11 protein-coding genes are annotated in these 16,134 nt (G+C 63.3%); 3 read left to right on the forward strand and 8 right to left on the reverse strand.

The window, feature by feature from the left end; genetic code table 11:
* The first annotated feature begins 13 nt into the window (after positions 1-13).
* Together LQ232_RS04990 and clpB are read left to right on the forward strand one after the other, a co-directional pair.
* The gene (locus LQ232_RS04990) at positions 14-1,186 is read left to right on the forward strand and encodes a GGDEF domain-containing protein (RefSeq protein ID WP_230179260.1); all 1,173 of its coding nucleotides are present in this window, start codon (positions 14-16) and stop codon (positions 1,184-1,186) included.
* Positions 1,187-1,290: 104 nt separating this feature from the next.
* Positions 1,291-3,885, forward strand: coding sequence for an ATP-dependent chaperone ClpB (clpB, locus tag LQ232_RS04995; protein ID WP_230179261.1), 2,595 nt, complete (start codon positions 1,291-1,293; stop codon positions 3,883-3,885).
* Positions 3,886-3,974: 89 nt separating this feature from the next.
* Here the strand turns inward: clpB and LQ232_RS05000 are convergent, their stop codons facing one another.
* From LQ232_RS05000 to LQ232_RS05035, 8 genes are all read right to left on the reverse strand, one after another.
* A complete protein-coding gene (locus LQ232_RS05000; protein ID WP_230179262.1) occupies positions 3,975-5,102 on the reverse strand; it encodes a hypothetical protein in 1,128 nt (375 codons plus the stop codon).
* A gap of 113 nt (positions 5,103-5,215) precedes the next feature.
* Entirely contained in the window at positions 5,216-6,307 is a 1,092-nt protein-coding gene (locus LQ232_RS05005; protein ID WP_230179263.1) for an MBL fold metallo-hydrolase, read from the reverse strand.
* A gap of 38 nt (positions 6,308-6,345) precedes the next feature.
* Entirely contained in the window at positions 6,346-7,251 is a 906-nt protein-coding gene (locus tag LQ232_RS05010; protein ID WP_230179264.1) for a c-type cytochrome, read from the reverse strand.
* Positions 7,248-8,012, reverse strand: coding sequence for a hypothetical protein (locus LQ232_RS05015; protein WP_230179265.1), 765 nt, complete (start codon positions 8,010-8,012; stop codon positions 7,248-7,250). The genes LQ232_RS05010 and LQ232_RS05015 overlap by 4 nt, the downstream gene beginning before the upstream one ends.
* 154 nt (positions 8,013-8,166) lie before the next feature.
* Entirely contained in the window at positions 8,167-10,860 is a 2,694-nt protein-coding gene (locus LQ232_RS05020; RefSeq protein ID WP_230179266.1) for a LuxR C-terminal-related transcriptional regulator, read from the reverse strand.
* A gap of 98 nt (positions 10,861-10,958) precedes the next feature.
* A complete protein-coding gene (locus LQ232_RS05025) occupies positions 10,959-12,485 on the reverse strand; it encodes a fumarate hydratase (protein WP_230179267.1) in 1,527 nt (508 codons plus the stop codon).
* Positions 12,486-12,639: 154 nt separating this feature from the next.
* The gene (locus tag LQ232_RS05030; RefSeq protein WP_230179268.1) at positions 12,640-13,254 is read right to left on the reverse strand and encodes a PEP-CTERM sorting domain-containing protein; all 615 of its coding nucleotides are present in this window, start codon (positions 13,252-13,254) and stop codon (positions 12,640-12,642) included.
* 177 nt (positions 13,255-13,431) lie between these two features.
* Entirely contained in the window at positions 13,432-14,034 is a 603-nt protein-coding gene (locus LQ232_RS05035) for a TIGR00645 family protein (protein ID WP_230179269.1), read from the reverse strand.
* A 105-nt stretch (positions 14,035-14,139) separates the two neighbouring features.
* Here LQ232_RS05035 and acs point away from each other — a divergent pair, with 105 nt between their 5' ends.
* On the forward strand, positions 14,140-16,125 hold the full coding sequence (gene acs / locus LQ232_RS05040; RefSeq protein WP_230179270.1) for an acetate--CoA ligase: 1,986 nt from the start codon (positions 14,140-14,142) through the stop codon (positions 16,123-16,125).
* Positions 16,126-16,134 lie beyond the last annotated feature (9 nt).

The raw sequence follows: 16,134 nt of genomic DNA on the forward strand, positions 1-16,134 counted from the left end.
TCAAGCTGGGCGAATGTTCTCTGTCGATATCTTCAGTTGCTACGCGGTGGCGGGTGTCGGTTCCTTGGTGGGACTGGGGCTCATCTCGCTCATCCAGACCGAGCAGCCGCGTGTTTCCTATGCGCTGTTCTTGTACCGCTGTGCCTTCATTTGCCTGGCCGCATTGGGCGGAGTCATCTTTGCCCCGATCGATTTGATCCCTTGGGTCACAAAAGCGGCCATTGGCTTTGCGGGGATGGGCGTCACCCTGCTGGCCTGGGCTTTCCGGCAATTGAACGGGCGGCGCACGCCGCCCTGGCTGGGCACCTTCACCACCGTGGCGGTGGGGGCGGGCCTGTGGGGCTTTGCCTTTGGCAGCGATGAGGCTTATGAACTGGCGCTGGCTGTGAGCTTCACCCTGGTGAGCCTGGGCATGGCGATCGACCAAGGCTGGTTGATCTTGCGCAGCGCGCGGGTCAATGGCAGCGAATTGACTTTGCTGGTGGTGGCCGGTGGCTTTGCCCTGCACTGGGTTTTCTTCCTGACCAATGTGCTCACCGTGCCCGGGCCATACCCGCCGCACTGGCTGCACAGCCCCGCGTGGTTGCTGCCCATCAGCGGCATCAGCTTCGCTTTGCTGCCCTTGGCGGTGGCGTCGGTGGTGTTCGCCATCATCAACGACCGCTTGAACCAGCAATTGCGCGCGCGCGCCTTGTCCGATGAGTTGACTGGGGCACTGTCGCGCCGGGGTCTGCGTGAATTGGGCGAACGCATGCTGGCCATGCAAGAGCACCAACCCAGCCTGGTGGCGGTGCTGATGCTGGATGTTGACTACTTTAAGGCGGTGAACGACCGTTATGGCCACTTGATCGGCGACGATGTGCTCAAGCACATCACCCACGTGGTGCGTGAGCGCCTGCGTGAGGACGCCTTGCTGGCCCGCTATGGCGGCGAAGAATTCACCATCTTGCTACCGGTTCACACCATGCAGGAGGCCCATGGCGTGGCCGAGCGCCTGCGCCACGCCATCGAATCCACCCCGTGCGAAACCCGCGTCGGCCCGATCCGGGTCACGATCAGCATCGGGGTGAGTTTTCACTGCCCCAACAGCTCGCTGGAAGAAGACCTGTCGCGCGCCGATGTGCGCCTGTACGAGGCCAAACAAAATGGCCGCAACCGCGTGGTCTTTGGCGACAACGATTGTTGATGTGCATCAAGGTAGGCTTGGCGTTCAGACCTTGAAATGGGGTCAGGGCGCCCCATCTGCATGAGCAATCGGCCCAGCCATGACGGGCCCCAAAGGATTGCCCCATGCGACTTGACAAACTCACTACCAAATTCCAGGAAGCGCTGACGGACGCCCAGAGCCTGGCCGTCACACGCGAGAATCCCTACATCGAGCCAGCGCACTTGCTGCTGGCCATGATCCAGCAAGACGATGGCCCGCGCGCGCTGCTCGAACGCGCCAGCGTCAACGTGCCCGGCCTGACCACAGCCCTTGAAAAGCAACTGGCCAAACTGCCCCAAGTGCAAGGTGGCGAACAGGTGCAGGCCGGCCGCGAAACCGTCAGCTTGCTCCAAGGCGCCGAGAAGGAAGCCCACAAACGCGGCGATCCCTACATCGCCAGCGAGATGTTCTTGCTGGCCCTGGCCGACCACAAGGGCGACACCGCCTCCGTGGCGCGCGACTTTGGCCTGAACCGCAAGACGCTGGACGCGGCCGTGCAGGCCGTGCGCGGCGACCAGAAGGTGGACAACCCCGAAGCCGAAGGCCAGCGCGAGTCACTCAAGAAATACACTCTGGACCTGACCGAGCGCGCCCGCCAGGGCAAGCTCGACCCGGTCATCGGCCGTGACGAAGAAATCCGCCGAACCATCCAGGTGCTGCAACGCCGATCCAAGAACAACCCTGTGCTGATTGGCGAGCCCGGCGTGGGCAAGACGGCGATCGTCGAAGGTCTGGCGCAGCGCATTGTGGCGGGCGAAGTGCCCGATTCACTGCGCAACAAGCGCGTGCTGGTGCTGGACATGGCCTTGCTGCTGGCCGGGGCCAAGTACCGTGGCGACTTCGAAGAGCGCCTGAAGGGTGTGCTGAAGGAGGTCGCCAAGGACGAAGGCCAAACCATCATCTTCATCGACGAGTTGCACACCATGGTGGGCGCGGGCAAGACCGAAGGCGCCATGGACGCAGGCAACATGCTCAAGCCCGCCCTGGCGCGCGGCGAGTTGCATTGCATTGGCGCGACCACACTCGACGAATACCGCAAGTACATCGAGAAAGACGCCGCGCTGGAACGCCGCTTTCAGAAAATCCTCGTGGGCGAGCCCACCGTGGAAGCCACCATCGCCATCCTGCGTGGCCTGCAAGAAAAGTACGAAGTGCACCATGGCGTCGAGATCACCGACCCGGCCATCGTGGCCGCGGCCGAGCTGTCCAACCGCTACATCACCGACCGCTTCCTGCCTGACAAGGCCATTGACCTGATCGACGAGGCCGCGGCCAAGATCAAGATCGAGATCGACTCCAAGCCCGAGGCCTTGGACCGGCTGGACCGCCGCGTCATCCAGCTCAAGATCGAGCGTGAAGCCGTGCGTCGTGAGAAGGACGAGGCCTCTGTGCGCCGCATGGGCCTGATCGAGGAAGAGATCGTCAGACTGGAGCGTGAAGTCGCGGACATGGAAGAGATCTGGCAGGCCGAGAAGGCCCAGGCCCAGGGCTCGGCCAACGTCAAGGAAGAGATCGACAAGATCCGCTTCCAGATCGAGGAGTTCAAGCGCAAGGGCGATTTCAACAAGGTGGCCGAGCTGCAATACGGCAAGCTGCCCGAGCTGGAAAAGCGCCTGAAGGAAGCACAGGACAAAGAGACGGCCAAAGGCAAGGACGGCACACGCCCGACTTTGCTGCGCACGCAGGTGGGCGCTGAGGAGATCGCTGAGGTCGTGGCACGCGCCACCGGCATCCCCGTGTCCAAGCTGATGCAAGGCGAGCGCGACAAGCTGCTGGCGATGGAAGACAAGTTGCACGACCGCGTGGTCGGTCAGGAGGAGGCCATCGTGGCGGTGTCCGACGCCATCCGCCGCTCTCGTGCGGGGCTGTCCGACCCGAATCGGCCTTATGGTTCCTTCCTGTTCCTGGGCCCCACGGGCGTGGGCAAGACCGAGTTGTGCAAGGCCTTGGCCGGCTTCCTGTTTGACAGCGAGGACCACCTGATCCGCATCGACATGAGCGAGTTCATGGAGAAGCATTCGGTGAGCCGTTTGATCGGCGCGCCCCCCGGCTACGTGGGCTACGAAGAAGGCGGCACGTTGACCGAGGCCGTGCGCCGCAAGCCCTACAGCGTGGTGCTGCTGGACGAGGTCGAGAAGGCCCATCCCGATGTGTTCAACGTGCTGCTGCAAGTGCTGGACGATGGCCGCCTGACCGATGGGCAAGGCCGCACTGTCGACTTCAAGAACACGGTGATCGTGATGACGTCCAACCTGGGGTCGCACCAGATCATGCAGATGGCCGGTCAGCCCTCCAGCGACATCAAGGATGCGGTGTGGGTTGAGGTCAAGCAGCACTTCCGTCCTGAGTTCTTGAACCGCATTGACGAGGTGGTGGTGTTCCATGCACTGGACCGGGCCAACATCGCGTCCATCGCGCGGATCCAACTCAAAGGCCTGGAGTCACGCCTGGAGAAGATGGACATGAAGCTGGACGTGTCGGAGGCGGCGCTGGCCGAGTTGGCCAAGGTGGGGTTCGATCCGGCCTTTGGTGCCCGGCCTTTGAAGCGGGCCATCCAGCAGCAGATCGAGAACCCGGTGGCCAAGCTGATCCTGCAAGGCAGGTTTGGCCCGAAGGATGTGATCCCGGTGGACGTGAGCGAAGAGGGTGGGTTTCACTTCGGGCGCGTGGTGCATTGAGTGGCCTGATGGTCAAGGCTCCCTTACGGAAGCCGGCCGTCATGCGCGCTCCGCGCAGGCCAGGCATGGGATGCCTGGCCACACGCAACTCAGAACGCGCCGCAATTGCGCCAGGCAGTAACTTGTGCGCCGGTCAAAAGATCGCGGCCCGTCACCTGGTACATCTCTGCCAGGGACAGCGTGCCCCCCGCGAAAGCCGTCGCAATGAACAGGTTCACCTTGGGGTTGTCGAGGTCGTATGTCAGTCCGAACATACGCTCATGCAAGACCGCCTGGGATGGATCGTCCTGCAAGGAATAAAACAGCACTGATTCGATGTTGCCCTGGGTGTGGTTGACGATTTCCTGGGCATGCTTTGCCACGCTTCTGAAGCAGGCTTCCGTCAATGGCTGGCCTGCCTGGTTCTCGAAGCCTGCAATGTAGGTCTCGCCACAATTGAACTCGTTGATGGTGATGGGCTTGTTGAACAGTGCCAGTTGGCCAATGGGGCCGCCCGGGCCAAACCATGGATCCTGGGTCAGCGAAGCATGATTTTCATGCGGGTAGATGTGGTAGCCGGTCACATCCCAGTTGACGCCTTGTTGCGTCATGAAATTCAGGAAGCCCCAAAAGCGGTTGACCGTGCCGAGGATGACGCGCAGCGGGCGGCCTGTGCGGGCTTTCTCGTCGGCGATGGCATGTGTCATGCCGCGCAATACCGCAGCCTGCAGGTAGCTGCAAGGCGTGTTCCAGTCACTGACCTGGGTGCCGTACACCGTGGTGCCAGAGACCAGCATGTTGGGGTACAGCGGTACTTCATTTTGCAACTCGAAGTCTTCGACCAGGTCTTGCACCTGCGATACCGCCTGCTTGGTCGTGTTGTAGGCCTCTTGCTCCACGGTGCTCAGGTTGGCGTTGCAGATCGCGGACTTGGCATAGCCCCTCGAGTACCCCGTGTAGAGAATGACTTGAGGCTTCACGCCCTTGGCCGCCCAGGCACTCACGGTGTTGCGGACCAGCGCGACGTTCGTGGGGTCCCAACCCCACAGGCCGATGCGGGCCTGGGAGAAATGCCGGGTCTGCAACAGGTCGCCAATCGCGGCAATGTTGGTGGGCTTGGCGTTCACGCCCCATTTGATCGTATTGCTCGGACAGGTGGTCTGGGCCCAGGCCTGTGTCACCGAAACAGAAGAGACGGACATGGCTATCGCGAGGCAGCCTGCTTTCAAGAAGTTCATGGTGGTTTCCTGTTTGAATGATGAGTCGGGAGTCGAGCCCCCGGCTGGCAGTCTAGTGGACATCCACAACGCCAATCGACGTTTCCATGAGTAGCCTGCTGCAGCTTGCCAGCCTATTCGCCCTTGCTGTCATGCAGCCTTTTGGAGGCCCGTTTGGGCAGGCGCCAAGTCTGACCAATGGCCAGGACCTGAAAATCCTGGCCATTGATGTTTTGGGCCTTCAAGGCCTGCTGCAAAGCCCGCGGAGGCTCATCCAGCGCTTCATCCGTCAATTGAAACGTGCCCCAATGCACCGCCATGGCCCGCTTGCAGCCCAAATCCTGGAAGATCTGCACCGACTCGGCCGGGTTGACATGCTGGTCCTTCATGAACCAGCGCGGCTCGTAAGCGCCGATGGGCAACAGCGCTAGGTCGAAACCACCGCCGCAATCAGGCGCGTGCTCGCGCGCAAAGTGCTGGCGGATGTCGACGAAATCCTTTGAATAAGCCGTGTCGCCAGCGAAGAACAGGTGGCAGTCGGGCGACAGCACCGCGAACCCGCCCCACAGGCTGCGCAGGGCATCGGTGGCGGTGCGGGCCGACCAATGCTGCGCAGGGGTCAAGGTCACGGGCATGCGCGCGGACTGGGCGGTGGCCTCCAGCACGTGCGTGTCCCACCAGTCCAGTTCGAGCACGCGGTGGATGCCGCGCCTGGCAAACCATTGCTGGTGGCCCAGCGGCGTGATGAACAAGGGGCTGCCACCGGCTTGGCGCGACAGGGACAGCAGCGAGGCCTCGTCCATGTGGTCATAGTGGTTGTGCGACAGCAGCACCACGTCGATGTGGGGCAACTGGGCCAATGACATGCCGGGCGGTGTGTGGCGCTTGGGGCCGGACCATTGCACGGGTGAGCAGCGCTCTGAAAACACCGGGTCGGTGAGGATGTTCAGCCCACCGATCTGCGCGAGCACCGTGATGTGGCCGATCCAGGTCGCTGCCGGCTGCATGGCCAGGCCCGCTTGCGCATTGGCCCGGATGAAAGCCAGGTCGGGGGCCACGATGGCAATGGGCTCGGTGGGCGGGCGGGGGTGGCCGGCCCGCCAGGCCCGCCATTTCCAGCGCAGCAGCTCATGCCAGCGCTTGCCCCGAAACGACATGTAGTTGTTCTGGAAGCCGTCCGGCCGGTGGTGCTTCTTGGCGGGGTTGAAGTGGGGGTTCTTCTTCATGCCCGCCATCATGCCGCCATCTCAGGCAGGTGCCATGCTCATCGTTCTCCAGCAGGTCGCGCTGGCATGGTTTTCAGGTAGGTGTAGAGCGCCTTGGCATCGGTGTCGCTCAGGTGCTTGAGTGCTTCGAAAGGCATGACCTTGCTGACCGCGCTGCCATCCGGGCGCTGGCCAGTCCGCAGCATGGCCACGAAGGTGTCGGCGCTCAGGTAGCGGGGCATGGCGCTGCTTTCGCCTGGCGTGAGGTTGGCTGCGGCAGGCCATTCTGGCGGGGTGCCGGGAATCTTGCCGCCCGACAGGTGGGCACCATGGCAGCCGATGCACATGTTGGCCACGTAGCGGCCATGCTCCACCGTCACGCCTTCAGGCACCGGTTGTTGCGGCGGCAAGGTGTGGTCGATGTTGGCCGCGGCGTCCTTGATCATGCCCAGGCCATACAGGGCCTTGACAGGCAGTGGCAGCTGGATCACGGCCTCCGTGCCACTGACGGGGGCCAGTTGGCGCACGTAGGCCACCAGCGAGGCCAGGTCGTCGTCGGTGAGTCGGCTGTAGTCTTCGGCCGGCATGATCAGCAAAGGGCGGCCGTCGGGCTTGACACCGTGGCGGATGGTGCGGTCCCAGTCTTCCGGCTGGTAATGGCGGACCACGCTGCCGGGGCCCGGGCTGATGTTGGGCCCGGCCACCAGCATGCCCTTGCCGTCGTTGATGAAGGTGCGCCCTTCACCCTTGGCGCCATGGCAATCGGTACAACCGCGGGAGTTGAACAAGTAGCGCCCACGCTCGATGCTGGTGGCGTCACTGCGCAAGTCAACGCCGCGGGCGGGTACATCGAGTTGGCGGCGCATGGTCAAGTCGGCCTGGTGGGTGGCGGCCATCAGGGTGGCTCCGGCCAGCGTGCTCAACACACCGGCCGTGATCATGGTGCGTTTGATCCAGCGCTTCATGCCCCGCCTCCAACACTTTGGCGGGGGGCAGGGCAGTCCAGGCCCAGGGCCGTGGACAGGCGGCGCCAGCGCACGGCATCGAGTTCGCCATGGATGAGCGACACGGTGGCGTCGAAGGCTTCGGCGGGAGCCCCCAGGCGCATGGCTTGCAGGAAGCCGGTGAGCTCTGCCGTGGACAGGCTGACCGCCATCCAACGCAGGTAGGCCGACAGCTTCTCGGGGCTGAGCCGGCCCACGATCTGGCCTTCCAGCTGGACGATCTCCGCGTCGGTGAACAGCGACCACAGCGTGGCGTTGTTGGTGGTTTCTTCCACGTGCATGTGTTCCAGGTTCTCGGCCACGAACAGGGCCACGTGTCGGTACAGCGCTTGCGCCAGCGGTGCGCGCTGGGCAGGGTGCGCCTGGCGCAAGGCCTGGATGTCGTCGGCCAGGTCGGCCATGCTTTGCAAGTGATCGTTGTGGTCGTCGCTGGTCTTGCGGGCGCCCTGAGGGCGGCGAGCCTCGATGGCGGCATGGATGACCTGGTTTTCGCTGTCGATGTGGCCGGCCAGCAAGGTGAGCATCAGTGAGGTGCGGTCGAGTGTGTCGTGCAAGTCGGTTTCGTGATCGAGGTCGCAGCGGCCGAGTCGGCCAAGCGTGTCGGTCATCAGCGTGCGCAGGGCTTTGTGGATGCCGGCGTAGATGTCGAAGCGAGGCGCTTTGGCGGCAGCGGGGCGCGAGGTGATCGGCCGGATGGTGGCGTTGAGAACGGTGGCGGACATGGGTGGACTCCTGGTGTGTGTGCCGAGGGATGAACCGGTGTGGTCATCGCAGGGCACCAGTGTCCGAATTGCGTGGTGCAGGCACATCGGCCAAAAGAGCCAATGGACCGCTCAAAAACGGGCCAACACCTTTGGGTGCCCGCTTTGGGGGGTGTCAGTGTGTGGCGCCCAGGCGAGCCACGGCCTGGCCCCGGGAGCTGACACCCAGCTTGTCCAGGATATTGGCGACGTGCCGCTTGATGGTGTGGGGGCTCAGGTCCAGCGAGCGGGCGATCAGCTTGTTGCTGTGGCCCGCGCTCATGTAGTGCAGCACTTCCAGTTCTCGGGCGGTTAGCACGCCATGCCAGGTGGTACGCAGGTTGGCTTGAAGGTGCTGCGCCACGGCTTCGCCCAGGACAATCGCGCCGGGCCGGGCGGGCTGCGGCACCCGTTGTGCCCAATCCCGCAGGGTTTGCTGCTGCGGCGAAGTCAAATGGTCGTGCCAGGGGTGATTGGCCAGGGCGTGCAACGCCTTGGGGCCAGCGAACAAGGCGCCACCCATCTGGCCCAGCGATGCGGCCTGCTCCATGCCCAGTTGGGCGGCCTGGGCTGCGGCCGCGGTTTGGCCGCTCATGAGCAAAGCATGCGCCAGGCGCACCCGGGCTTCCAGGGCCTGGCCGTACAGGTCGATGCCCAAGGCATCGGTCAGCGCTTGTTGGTACAGGGCAGCGGCTTCATCCCAGCGTTGGGCCATCTCGGCCGTGCGGGCGGGCAGGGTGGCGCGCTCGCGCAAAAAGATCGCGTGCTCATCGGCCTTGGGATTGGCCTGGATCAGCGCGACCGCCGCCTCGAAAGCAGCTGGGTCTTCCAGGATGCAGGCCACCCGCACTTGCGTGAAGTAAAAGTGGTTCAACCAGGTGGCCTTGCGCCCGCTGGTGCGGTCGTCATCCAGCGAGGCCAGTCGGGTCTGGGTGGCCGACAAGGCGGCGGGACCATGGCCCCGCACCGCCTGGGTCAAAGCCTGCACGAGGGACCAGTAGCCCATGAGGTTGGGCGGCTGGTTCAGCCAGCGGCAGTCTTCTTCGGCGGTTTGCAGGCGCTGGGTGGCCGAGGCCAGATCGCCCGCCCACAGGTCAAGCGCGGCCTGCAGGATGCGGGCCATCACGCTCAATGGCGTGGGGTCTTCACCCTGGCAATGCTGCAGGGCGCCATTGATGTAGCGCTGCATCGGTGCTCGTGTTCCGGGCAAACCCAGGAAGGTGGTCAGCGGCACGCTTTGCAGCCACAGCATGGGGCTGGCGCCGGACAGCAGCAGGTCCACCATCTGCGTGAAGGGCATGTGGACGTGGTCAAACCGGCTGGCGGCCACCGCGTGCCAACTGCTGGCCTGGGCGGCGATCACCTGGGCGTCATGGCTCAAGGGCTGGGCCTTGAGTTGTTCCAAAAGGGCATAGGAGGGCAGCACCGACCCTCCGGCCGCCAGGCCCAGCACCTGCAGCATGCGCGCTTCTTGGGCGGCGGGTACGTTGCCCCGCTGGTCGTACAGCTCGCCTGCGCGGGTCAAGGCCTGGATCATGTTCACCAAGTCCCAGCGGGCCCAGGCGCACAGGCCCAGCAAATGCGTGAGCGGGCCTGAGTGTTCGCGCCATGCGGCGGGGAACTGCTCGACCAGCCGTTGCACCTGCGCTGCGTGCCCTCGGGCCAGAACCGTGGGGGCCAGCTCGAACAAGGTGCGCTCGGCCATTTCCCAGTTTCCTGCCTTGATCAGGAAGCCCATCTTGCGCACGGGATCGGGTTCGGTGTCGGCGGCCTTTTGCAGCAGGTGGGGCCACTCGTCGGCGGCTTCCTTGCGCAGTCGGTCTTCCAGGAAATCCCTGAACAGATCGTGCAGTTGCAAGGTCAGCTCGGCCTCGTCCAGCACATTGACGAACAGGCCCATGCGTTCGATGTCGTCCAGCCGCTGCAGGGCGTGGGCTTGACCAGACACCACGGCACAACGTTCGACTGTCAGCTCGGGCAGGACCGAGCAGCGCAGCAGGAACTGGCGCAGGCCTGCCTCCAGCCCCTCCAACACTTCGCTGGCCAGGAAGTCGAACATGTGCCGGTCTTGCACCGGCTTGGCCGTGCTGATGCCAAGCGGGCCGCCACGCAGCAACAGGCTCAGGCCGGCGGCCCAGCCCTGGGTTCGTTGGCTCAAAGCCTGCAATTGCTCGGGCGTCATGCTGCGCCCCAGCTTGTGCAGCAGGTGCGAGGTCTCGTCAGGGGTGAATTGCAGGTGGCTTTGGCGCAGTTCCAGCACATCGCCCTGGGCGCGCCAGCGCGCGATGGCCACGGGCGCTTCGACGCGGCTGCTCAGCAGCAGGGTCCAGTTGGGTGGCAGGCACTCCAACAGGGCGTCCAGCCATTCGAACACGGCTGCCTGCTGAACGCGGTGGGTGTCGTCGATCACGATCAAGCCCTGTGCCAAGCCGCTGCTGATCAGGGCTTGCGCGACTTCACGGGCGACTTGCCTCAAGCCTTGTGGGCCTTGCCGCGCTTGCTCGGCCAAGGTGTCGGGAGCCACCCGCCAAGGCAGGTCCCAGGGGTCAAGGGCGGCGGTCAGGCAGGCCAGCAGGCGGGGCAGGTCGTCGTCGGCATCGGCCGAGATCCAGCACCAACCAGTGCCGGGGGGTAGTTTCTGCAGCAGCTGCGTCAGCACGGCCGTCTTGCCAAAACCGGCCGGTGCGGTCAGCAAGGCCAGCCGATGGTGACCAATGCCATCGCTCAAGGCCGATACGATCGCGTGGCGGGGTACTTGTCCCGCCCGCGGACGGGGCGGGCTGATCTTGGTCTGAGCGAACAAGCCGGCGGTGGTGGAGGGGCTGGTCATGCTGACAAAAGGCAAGGTCAGGGATCACCATGGGAATGCTGCAAAGATCGCGCCAGGACGCTGTACGGCGCCTGGCGTATCTCGGTCTGAAGGCCTGTTCAGGCCACGTTGACCGGGATGTTCGCGATCTTGGCCTGCCATTCCTTGGGGCCGGTGATGTGGGCGCTGGTGCCGCCCGCATCCACCGCCACGGTCACCGGCATGTCGGTCACGTCGAACTCGTAGATGGCTTCCATGCCCAGGTCGGCAAAGCCCACGACCTTGGCGGTCTTGATGGCCTTGGACACGAGGTAAGCAGCACCGCCCACGGCCATCAGGTAAGCCGACTTGTGGTTCTTGATCGACTCGATGGCGACGGGCCCCCGTTCGGCCTTACCGATCATGGCGATCAGGCCGGTCTTGGCCAGCATCATGTCGGTGAAGCCGTCCATGCGTGTGGCGGTGGTGGGGCCGGCGGGGCCCACGGCCTCGTCGCGCACCGGATCAACCGGGCCCACGTAATAGATCACGCGGTTGGTGAAATCAACTGGCAGCGATTCGCCCTTGGCCAGCATGTCCTGGATGCGCTTGTGCGCGGCATCGCGGCCAGTCAGCATCTTGCCGTTCAACAGCAAGGTGTCGCCGGGCTTCCAGGAGGCCACTTCTGCCTTGGTCAGCGTGTTCAGGTCAACGCGCTTGCTCTTGTTGTAGTCGGGCGCCCAGTGCACGTTGGGCCACAGGTCCAGGCTGGGCGGCGTCAGGTATGACGGGCCGCTGCCATCCAGCACGAAGTGCGCGTGGCGCGTGGCCGCGCAGTTGGGGATCATGGCCACAGGCTTGGAAGCCGCATGCGTGGGGTAGGTCTTGATCTTGACGTCGAGCACGGTGGTCAGGCCACCCAGGCCTTGCGCGCCAATGCCCAGGGCGTTGACCTTTTCATACAGCTCGATGCGCATCTCTTCCAGCTTGTCCTTAGGGCCGCGCTCCAGCAGGTCGTGCATGTCGATGTCGTCCATCAACGATTCCTTGGCCAGCAACACGGCTTTCTCGGCCGTGCCGCCCACGCCCAGGCCCAGCATGCCTGGCGGGCACCAGCCCGCGCCCATGGTGGGCACCGTCTTGAGCACCCAGTCGACGATGTTGTCGCCAGGGTTCATCATGATCATCTTGCTTTTGTTTTCGGAGCCACCGCCCTTGGCGGCCACGGTCACATCCACCGTGTTGCCGGGCACCACCTCCATGAAGATCACGGCGGGGGTGTTGTCCTTGGTGTTCTTGCGGGCAAAGATGGGGTCGTCCAGCACCGAGGCGCGCAGCACGTTGTCAGGGTTCAGGTAGCCCTTGCGCACGCCCGCGTTGACCGCGTCGGCGATGCTGCCCTTGCCGAAGCCTTCCCACTTCACATCCATCCCGATCTTCAGGAAGACGTTGATGATGCCGGTGTCCTGGCAGATGGGGCGCTTGCCCTCGGCGCACATGCGGCTGTTGGTCAGGATCTGGGCGATCGCATCCTTGGCGGCGGCGCTTTGTTCGCGCTCATAGGCGCGGGCCAGGTGGGCAATGTAGTCGGCCGGGTGGTAGTAGCTGATGTACTGCAGGGCGGCTGCGACGCTTTCAACGAGATCGTCGTGGTGAATGGTCGTCATGGTGGGACTCTGGTGGGGACGGTGATGGGAGACAGGCCGCCATTGTGCCAAGGACTCGCCGGTCCGCAAGCGTGGGCGCTCGAATGCAAAACACCCGCACTCGGCGGGTGTTTGGGCTGGGCAGACGCTTGGAGAAACGTCAGACTCAGAAAAATCAGGCCTTGCGGCGGCGAACCAACATGCCTGCGGTGGCCAGGCCAGCCAACAGCAGTGCGTAGGTTTCTGGCTCGGGCACCGTGGGGATGCCGTTGTTGACGCCGTCGGTCTTGCCGTCAAAGTTGTAAGTCAGGCTGCTGACCGTGCCATAGCCGCCAGTCGACTCAAAGGTCAGGTAAGCAATCAATTTGCTGCCAGCCGTCAGGGTCTGCGTGCCGGTGCCGGGCGCGGCAGCAAAGCTGGCCACTTCGGTGTTGTCCGTGGCGTAGGCGTGGTACGTGGTCGATTGGATGGCCAGGTAGTCAAACGTCACGTAGTCGGTTTTTTCCGAGAAATCGATGCGACCGGTTTGCGGCGAACCAATTTCAGCCACGGTGCCGTTGGCGATGCCAATGCCGTCGAACGTGTCGCGGCTGTCCTTGTACAAGTAGGCGTTGCTGATCGTGATGCCGTAATGGGCGTTGAAGTAAGTGTTGGCGGGGGCGTCAACCGTGAATTGGGTGCCGGGGAATGCGTAGTCTGCAAAGCTGGGTGTGAAGGTGGCAGCCAGTGCGGAACCGGTGCTGGCCAGCAAGAAGGTCGCGGTGGCGACACCCTGAATCATTTTTTTCATGACAGATTTCTTTCGACGTTGGTTTTAGTCAAGAGGAGAACCGGTGTCCATGCAGGGTTATCACCCGTTAGACACGCTGACGTCGTTGTACCAATGAATTAGGTCATGCCTAATCCCCCACTCGGGGGACTGTTGGTTTCGGGTTTCACATGTCGATACGCTTGGCGTTAACCGATGTCAATGGGTTTTGTCGCCACCATTGGTATGACTCAGCAACCTGTCGGTGTAAGCAATGGCCAGCGCCGACAACAAAAACACAATGTGAATCACCGTTTGCGATATCAAAACCTTTTCTGAATAGTTTTCAGCATTGATGAAGGTTTTGAGCAAGTGGATGGACGAAATCCCGATGATGGCCGTGGCCAGTTTCACCTTCAGCACCGATGCATTCACGTGGCTCAGCCATTCCGGCTGGTCGGGGTGGTTTTCCAGGTTCATGCGCGACACAAAAGTCTCGTACCCGCCAATGATCACCATGATCAACAGGTTGGAAATCATCACCACGTCGATCAAGCCCAGCACCACCAGCATGATGGTGGTCTCGGTCAGGTGCGTGGGCGCGGCGCCGGCATGCTGGCCAGTGGCCGCAAAGATGATCTGCAGGGCCTCCTGGTTGCCAAAAGCGGCCTGCACCAGGTGCACCAGCTCCACCCAGAAATGCACCACGTACACGCCTTGCGCCAGAATCAAGCCCAGGTACAGCGGCAGTTGCAGCCAGCGGCTGGCAAAGATCCAATTGGGCAGGTGGCGCATTTTGTTCTGATCTGGCGGCTGACTCATGAAGGCCTTAAGGGATAGTCCGGAGGCTCAAATTCTAGAGGTCCAAGCAGGGTTTTGTTCTGGTAAGGTCTCCACGTATAAATGTGGACACCTCGGAGCAATGCCATGACGACAGCATCCAACAACACCTCCACCATCCCCACGCCCTACCCGGTGCCGCCCGCATTTGCCCAAAACGCGCACATTGGTAGCCGTCAGGCCTATGACCAGCTGTGTGCCGAGGCCAATGCCGACCACGCCGGCTATTGGGCCCGATTGGCCCGCGAGTTCCTCTCCTGGAAAAAACCCTTCACCCAGGCGTTGGATGACAGCCAGGCCCCGTTCTACAAATGGTTTGACGACGGCCTGCTGAATGTCTCCTACAACTGTTTGGACCGGCACGTCGAGGCGGGGTTGGGCAGCAAGGTCGCCATCATTTTCGAATCCGACGATGGCCAGGTCGCGCGCGTCACCTACAGCGAACTGCTGGAGCGCGTGTGCCGCCTGGCCAATGTGCTGAAGGCGCAAGGCGTCAAAAAAGGCGACCGCGTCGTCATCTATCTGCCGATGTCGGTGGAAGGCGTGGTGGCCATGCAGGCCTGCGCGCGCATTGGGGCCACGCACTCGGTGGTGTTTGGTGGCTTCTCTGCCCAAAGCCTGCGTGACCGCATTGAAGGCGCGGGCGCGGTGCTGGTCATCACTGCTGATGAGCAAATGCGCGGTGGCAAGAGCCTGCCGCTCAAGGCCATCGTCGATGAGGCCCTGGCCATGGAAGGCGCTGGCAGCGTCCGCCAGGTCATCGTCTACCAACGCACTGGCGGCAAAGTGGCCTTCCAGTCCGGACGCGATCTGTGGCTGCATGAAGCCATGGCCGTGCAACCGGCCACCTGTGAGCCCGAATGGGTCGGTGCCGAGCACCCGCTGTTCCTGCTCTACACCTCCGGCTCAACGGGCAAGCCCAAGGGGGTGCAGCACGCCAGCGGCGGCTATTTGCTGCACGCGGCGTTGACCACCAAGTGGACTTTCGACCTCAAGCCTGAAGACGTGTTCTGGTGCACGGCCGACATTGGCTGGGTCACCGGCCACACCTATGTCACCTATGGCCCGCTGGCCATTGCCGCCACGCAGGTGGTGTTCGAGGGCGTGCCCACGTACCCGGACGCCGCGCGCTTCTGGCGCATGATCGAAGCCCACAAGGTCAGCGTGTTCTACACGGCCCCCACGGCCATCCGGGCCCTCATCAAGGCGGCCGAATCCACCGCCGCCGTGCACCCACGCAACTTTGATCTGAGCAGTCTGCGCCTGCTGGGGTCGGTGGGCGAACCCATCAATCCTGCCGCCTGGGAGTGGTACCACCGCGAAATTGGTGGTGGTCGCTGCCCCATCGTCGACACCTTCTGGCAGACCGAAACCGGGGGGCACATGATCACGCCTTTGCCAGGCGCCCATGCGCTCGTCCCAGGCTCGTGCAGCTTGCCTTTCCCCGGCATTGACGCTGCCGTGGTTGATGAAACCGGCAAGGAAGTACCATGGGGGCAGGGCGGTGTGCTGGTGGTGCGCAAGCCCTGGCCGTCGATGATCCGCACCATCTGGGGCGACCCCGAGCGCTTCAAGACCAGCTATTACCCAGCCGAGTTTGGCGGCGAGTTCTACCTGGCGGGCGATGGCGCCATCCGCGACGCTGAAACCGGTTACTTCACCATCACAGGCCGCATCGACGACGTGCTGAATGTCTCAGGCCACCGCATGGGCACCATGGAAGTCGAGTCGGCGCTGGTGTCTCACCCTTTGGTGGCCGAGGCCGCCGTGGTGGGGCGTCCTGACGACCTGACTGGCGAGGCGATCTGTGCCTTCGTCGTCTTGAAGCGCCCCCGGCCGACGGGTGATGAGGCCAAGCAAATCGCCAACGAACTGCGCACCCACGTGGGACAGCAGATCGGCGCCATCGCCAAGCCCAAGGACATCCGTTTTGGCGACAACTTGCCCAAGACCCGTTCCGGCAAGATCATGCGGCGCCTTTTGCGGGTAGTGGCCAAGGGTGAAAAGGTGACACAAGACACCAGCACACTGGAAAACCCTGCCATCCTTGACCAGCTGGCCCAGACCAATTGACCTTGTGTG

The sequence above is a fragment of the Aquabacterium sp. CECT 9606 genome (genome assembly GCF_918741295.1).
Classification (GTDB): Bacteria; Pseudomonadota; Gammaproteobacteria; order Burkholderiales; family Burkholderiaceae_C; genus Aquabacterium.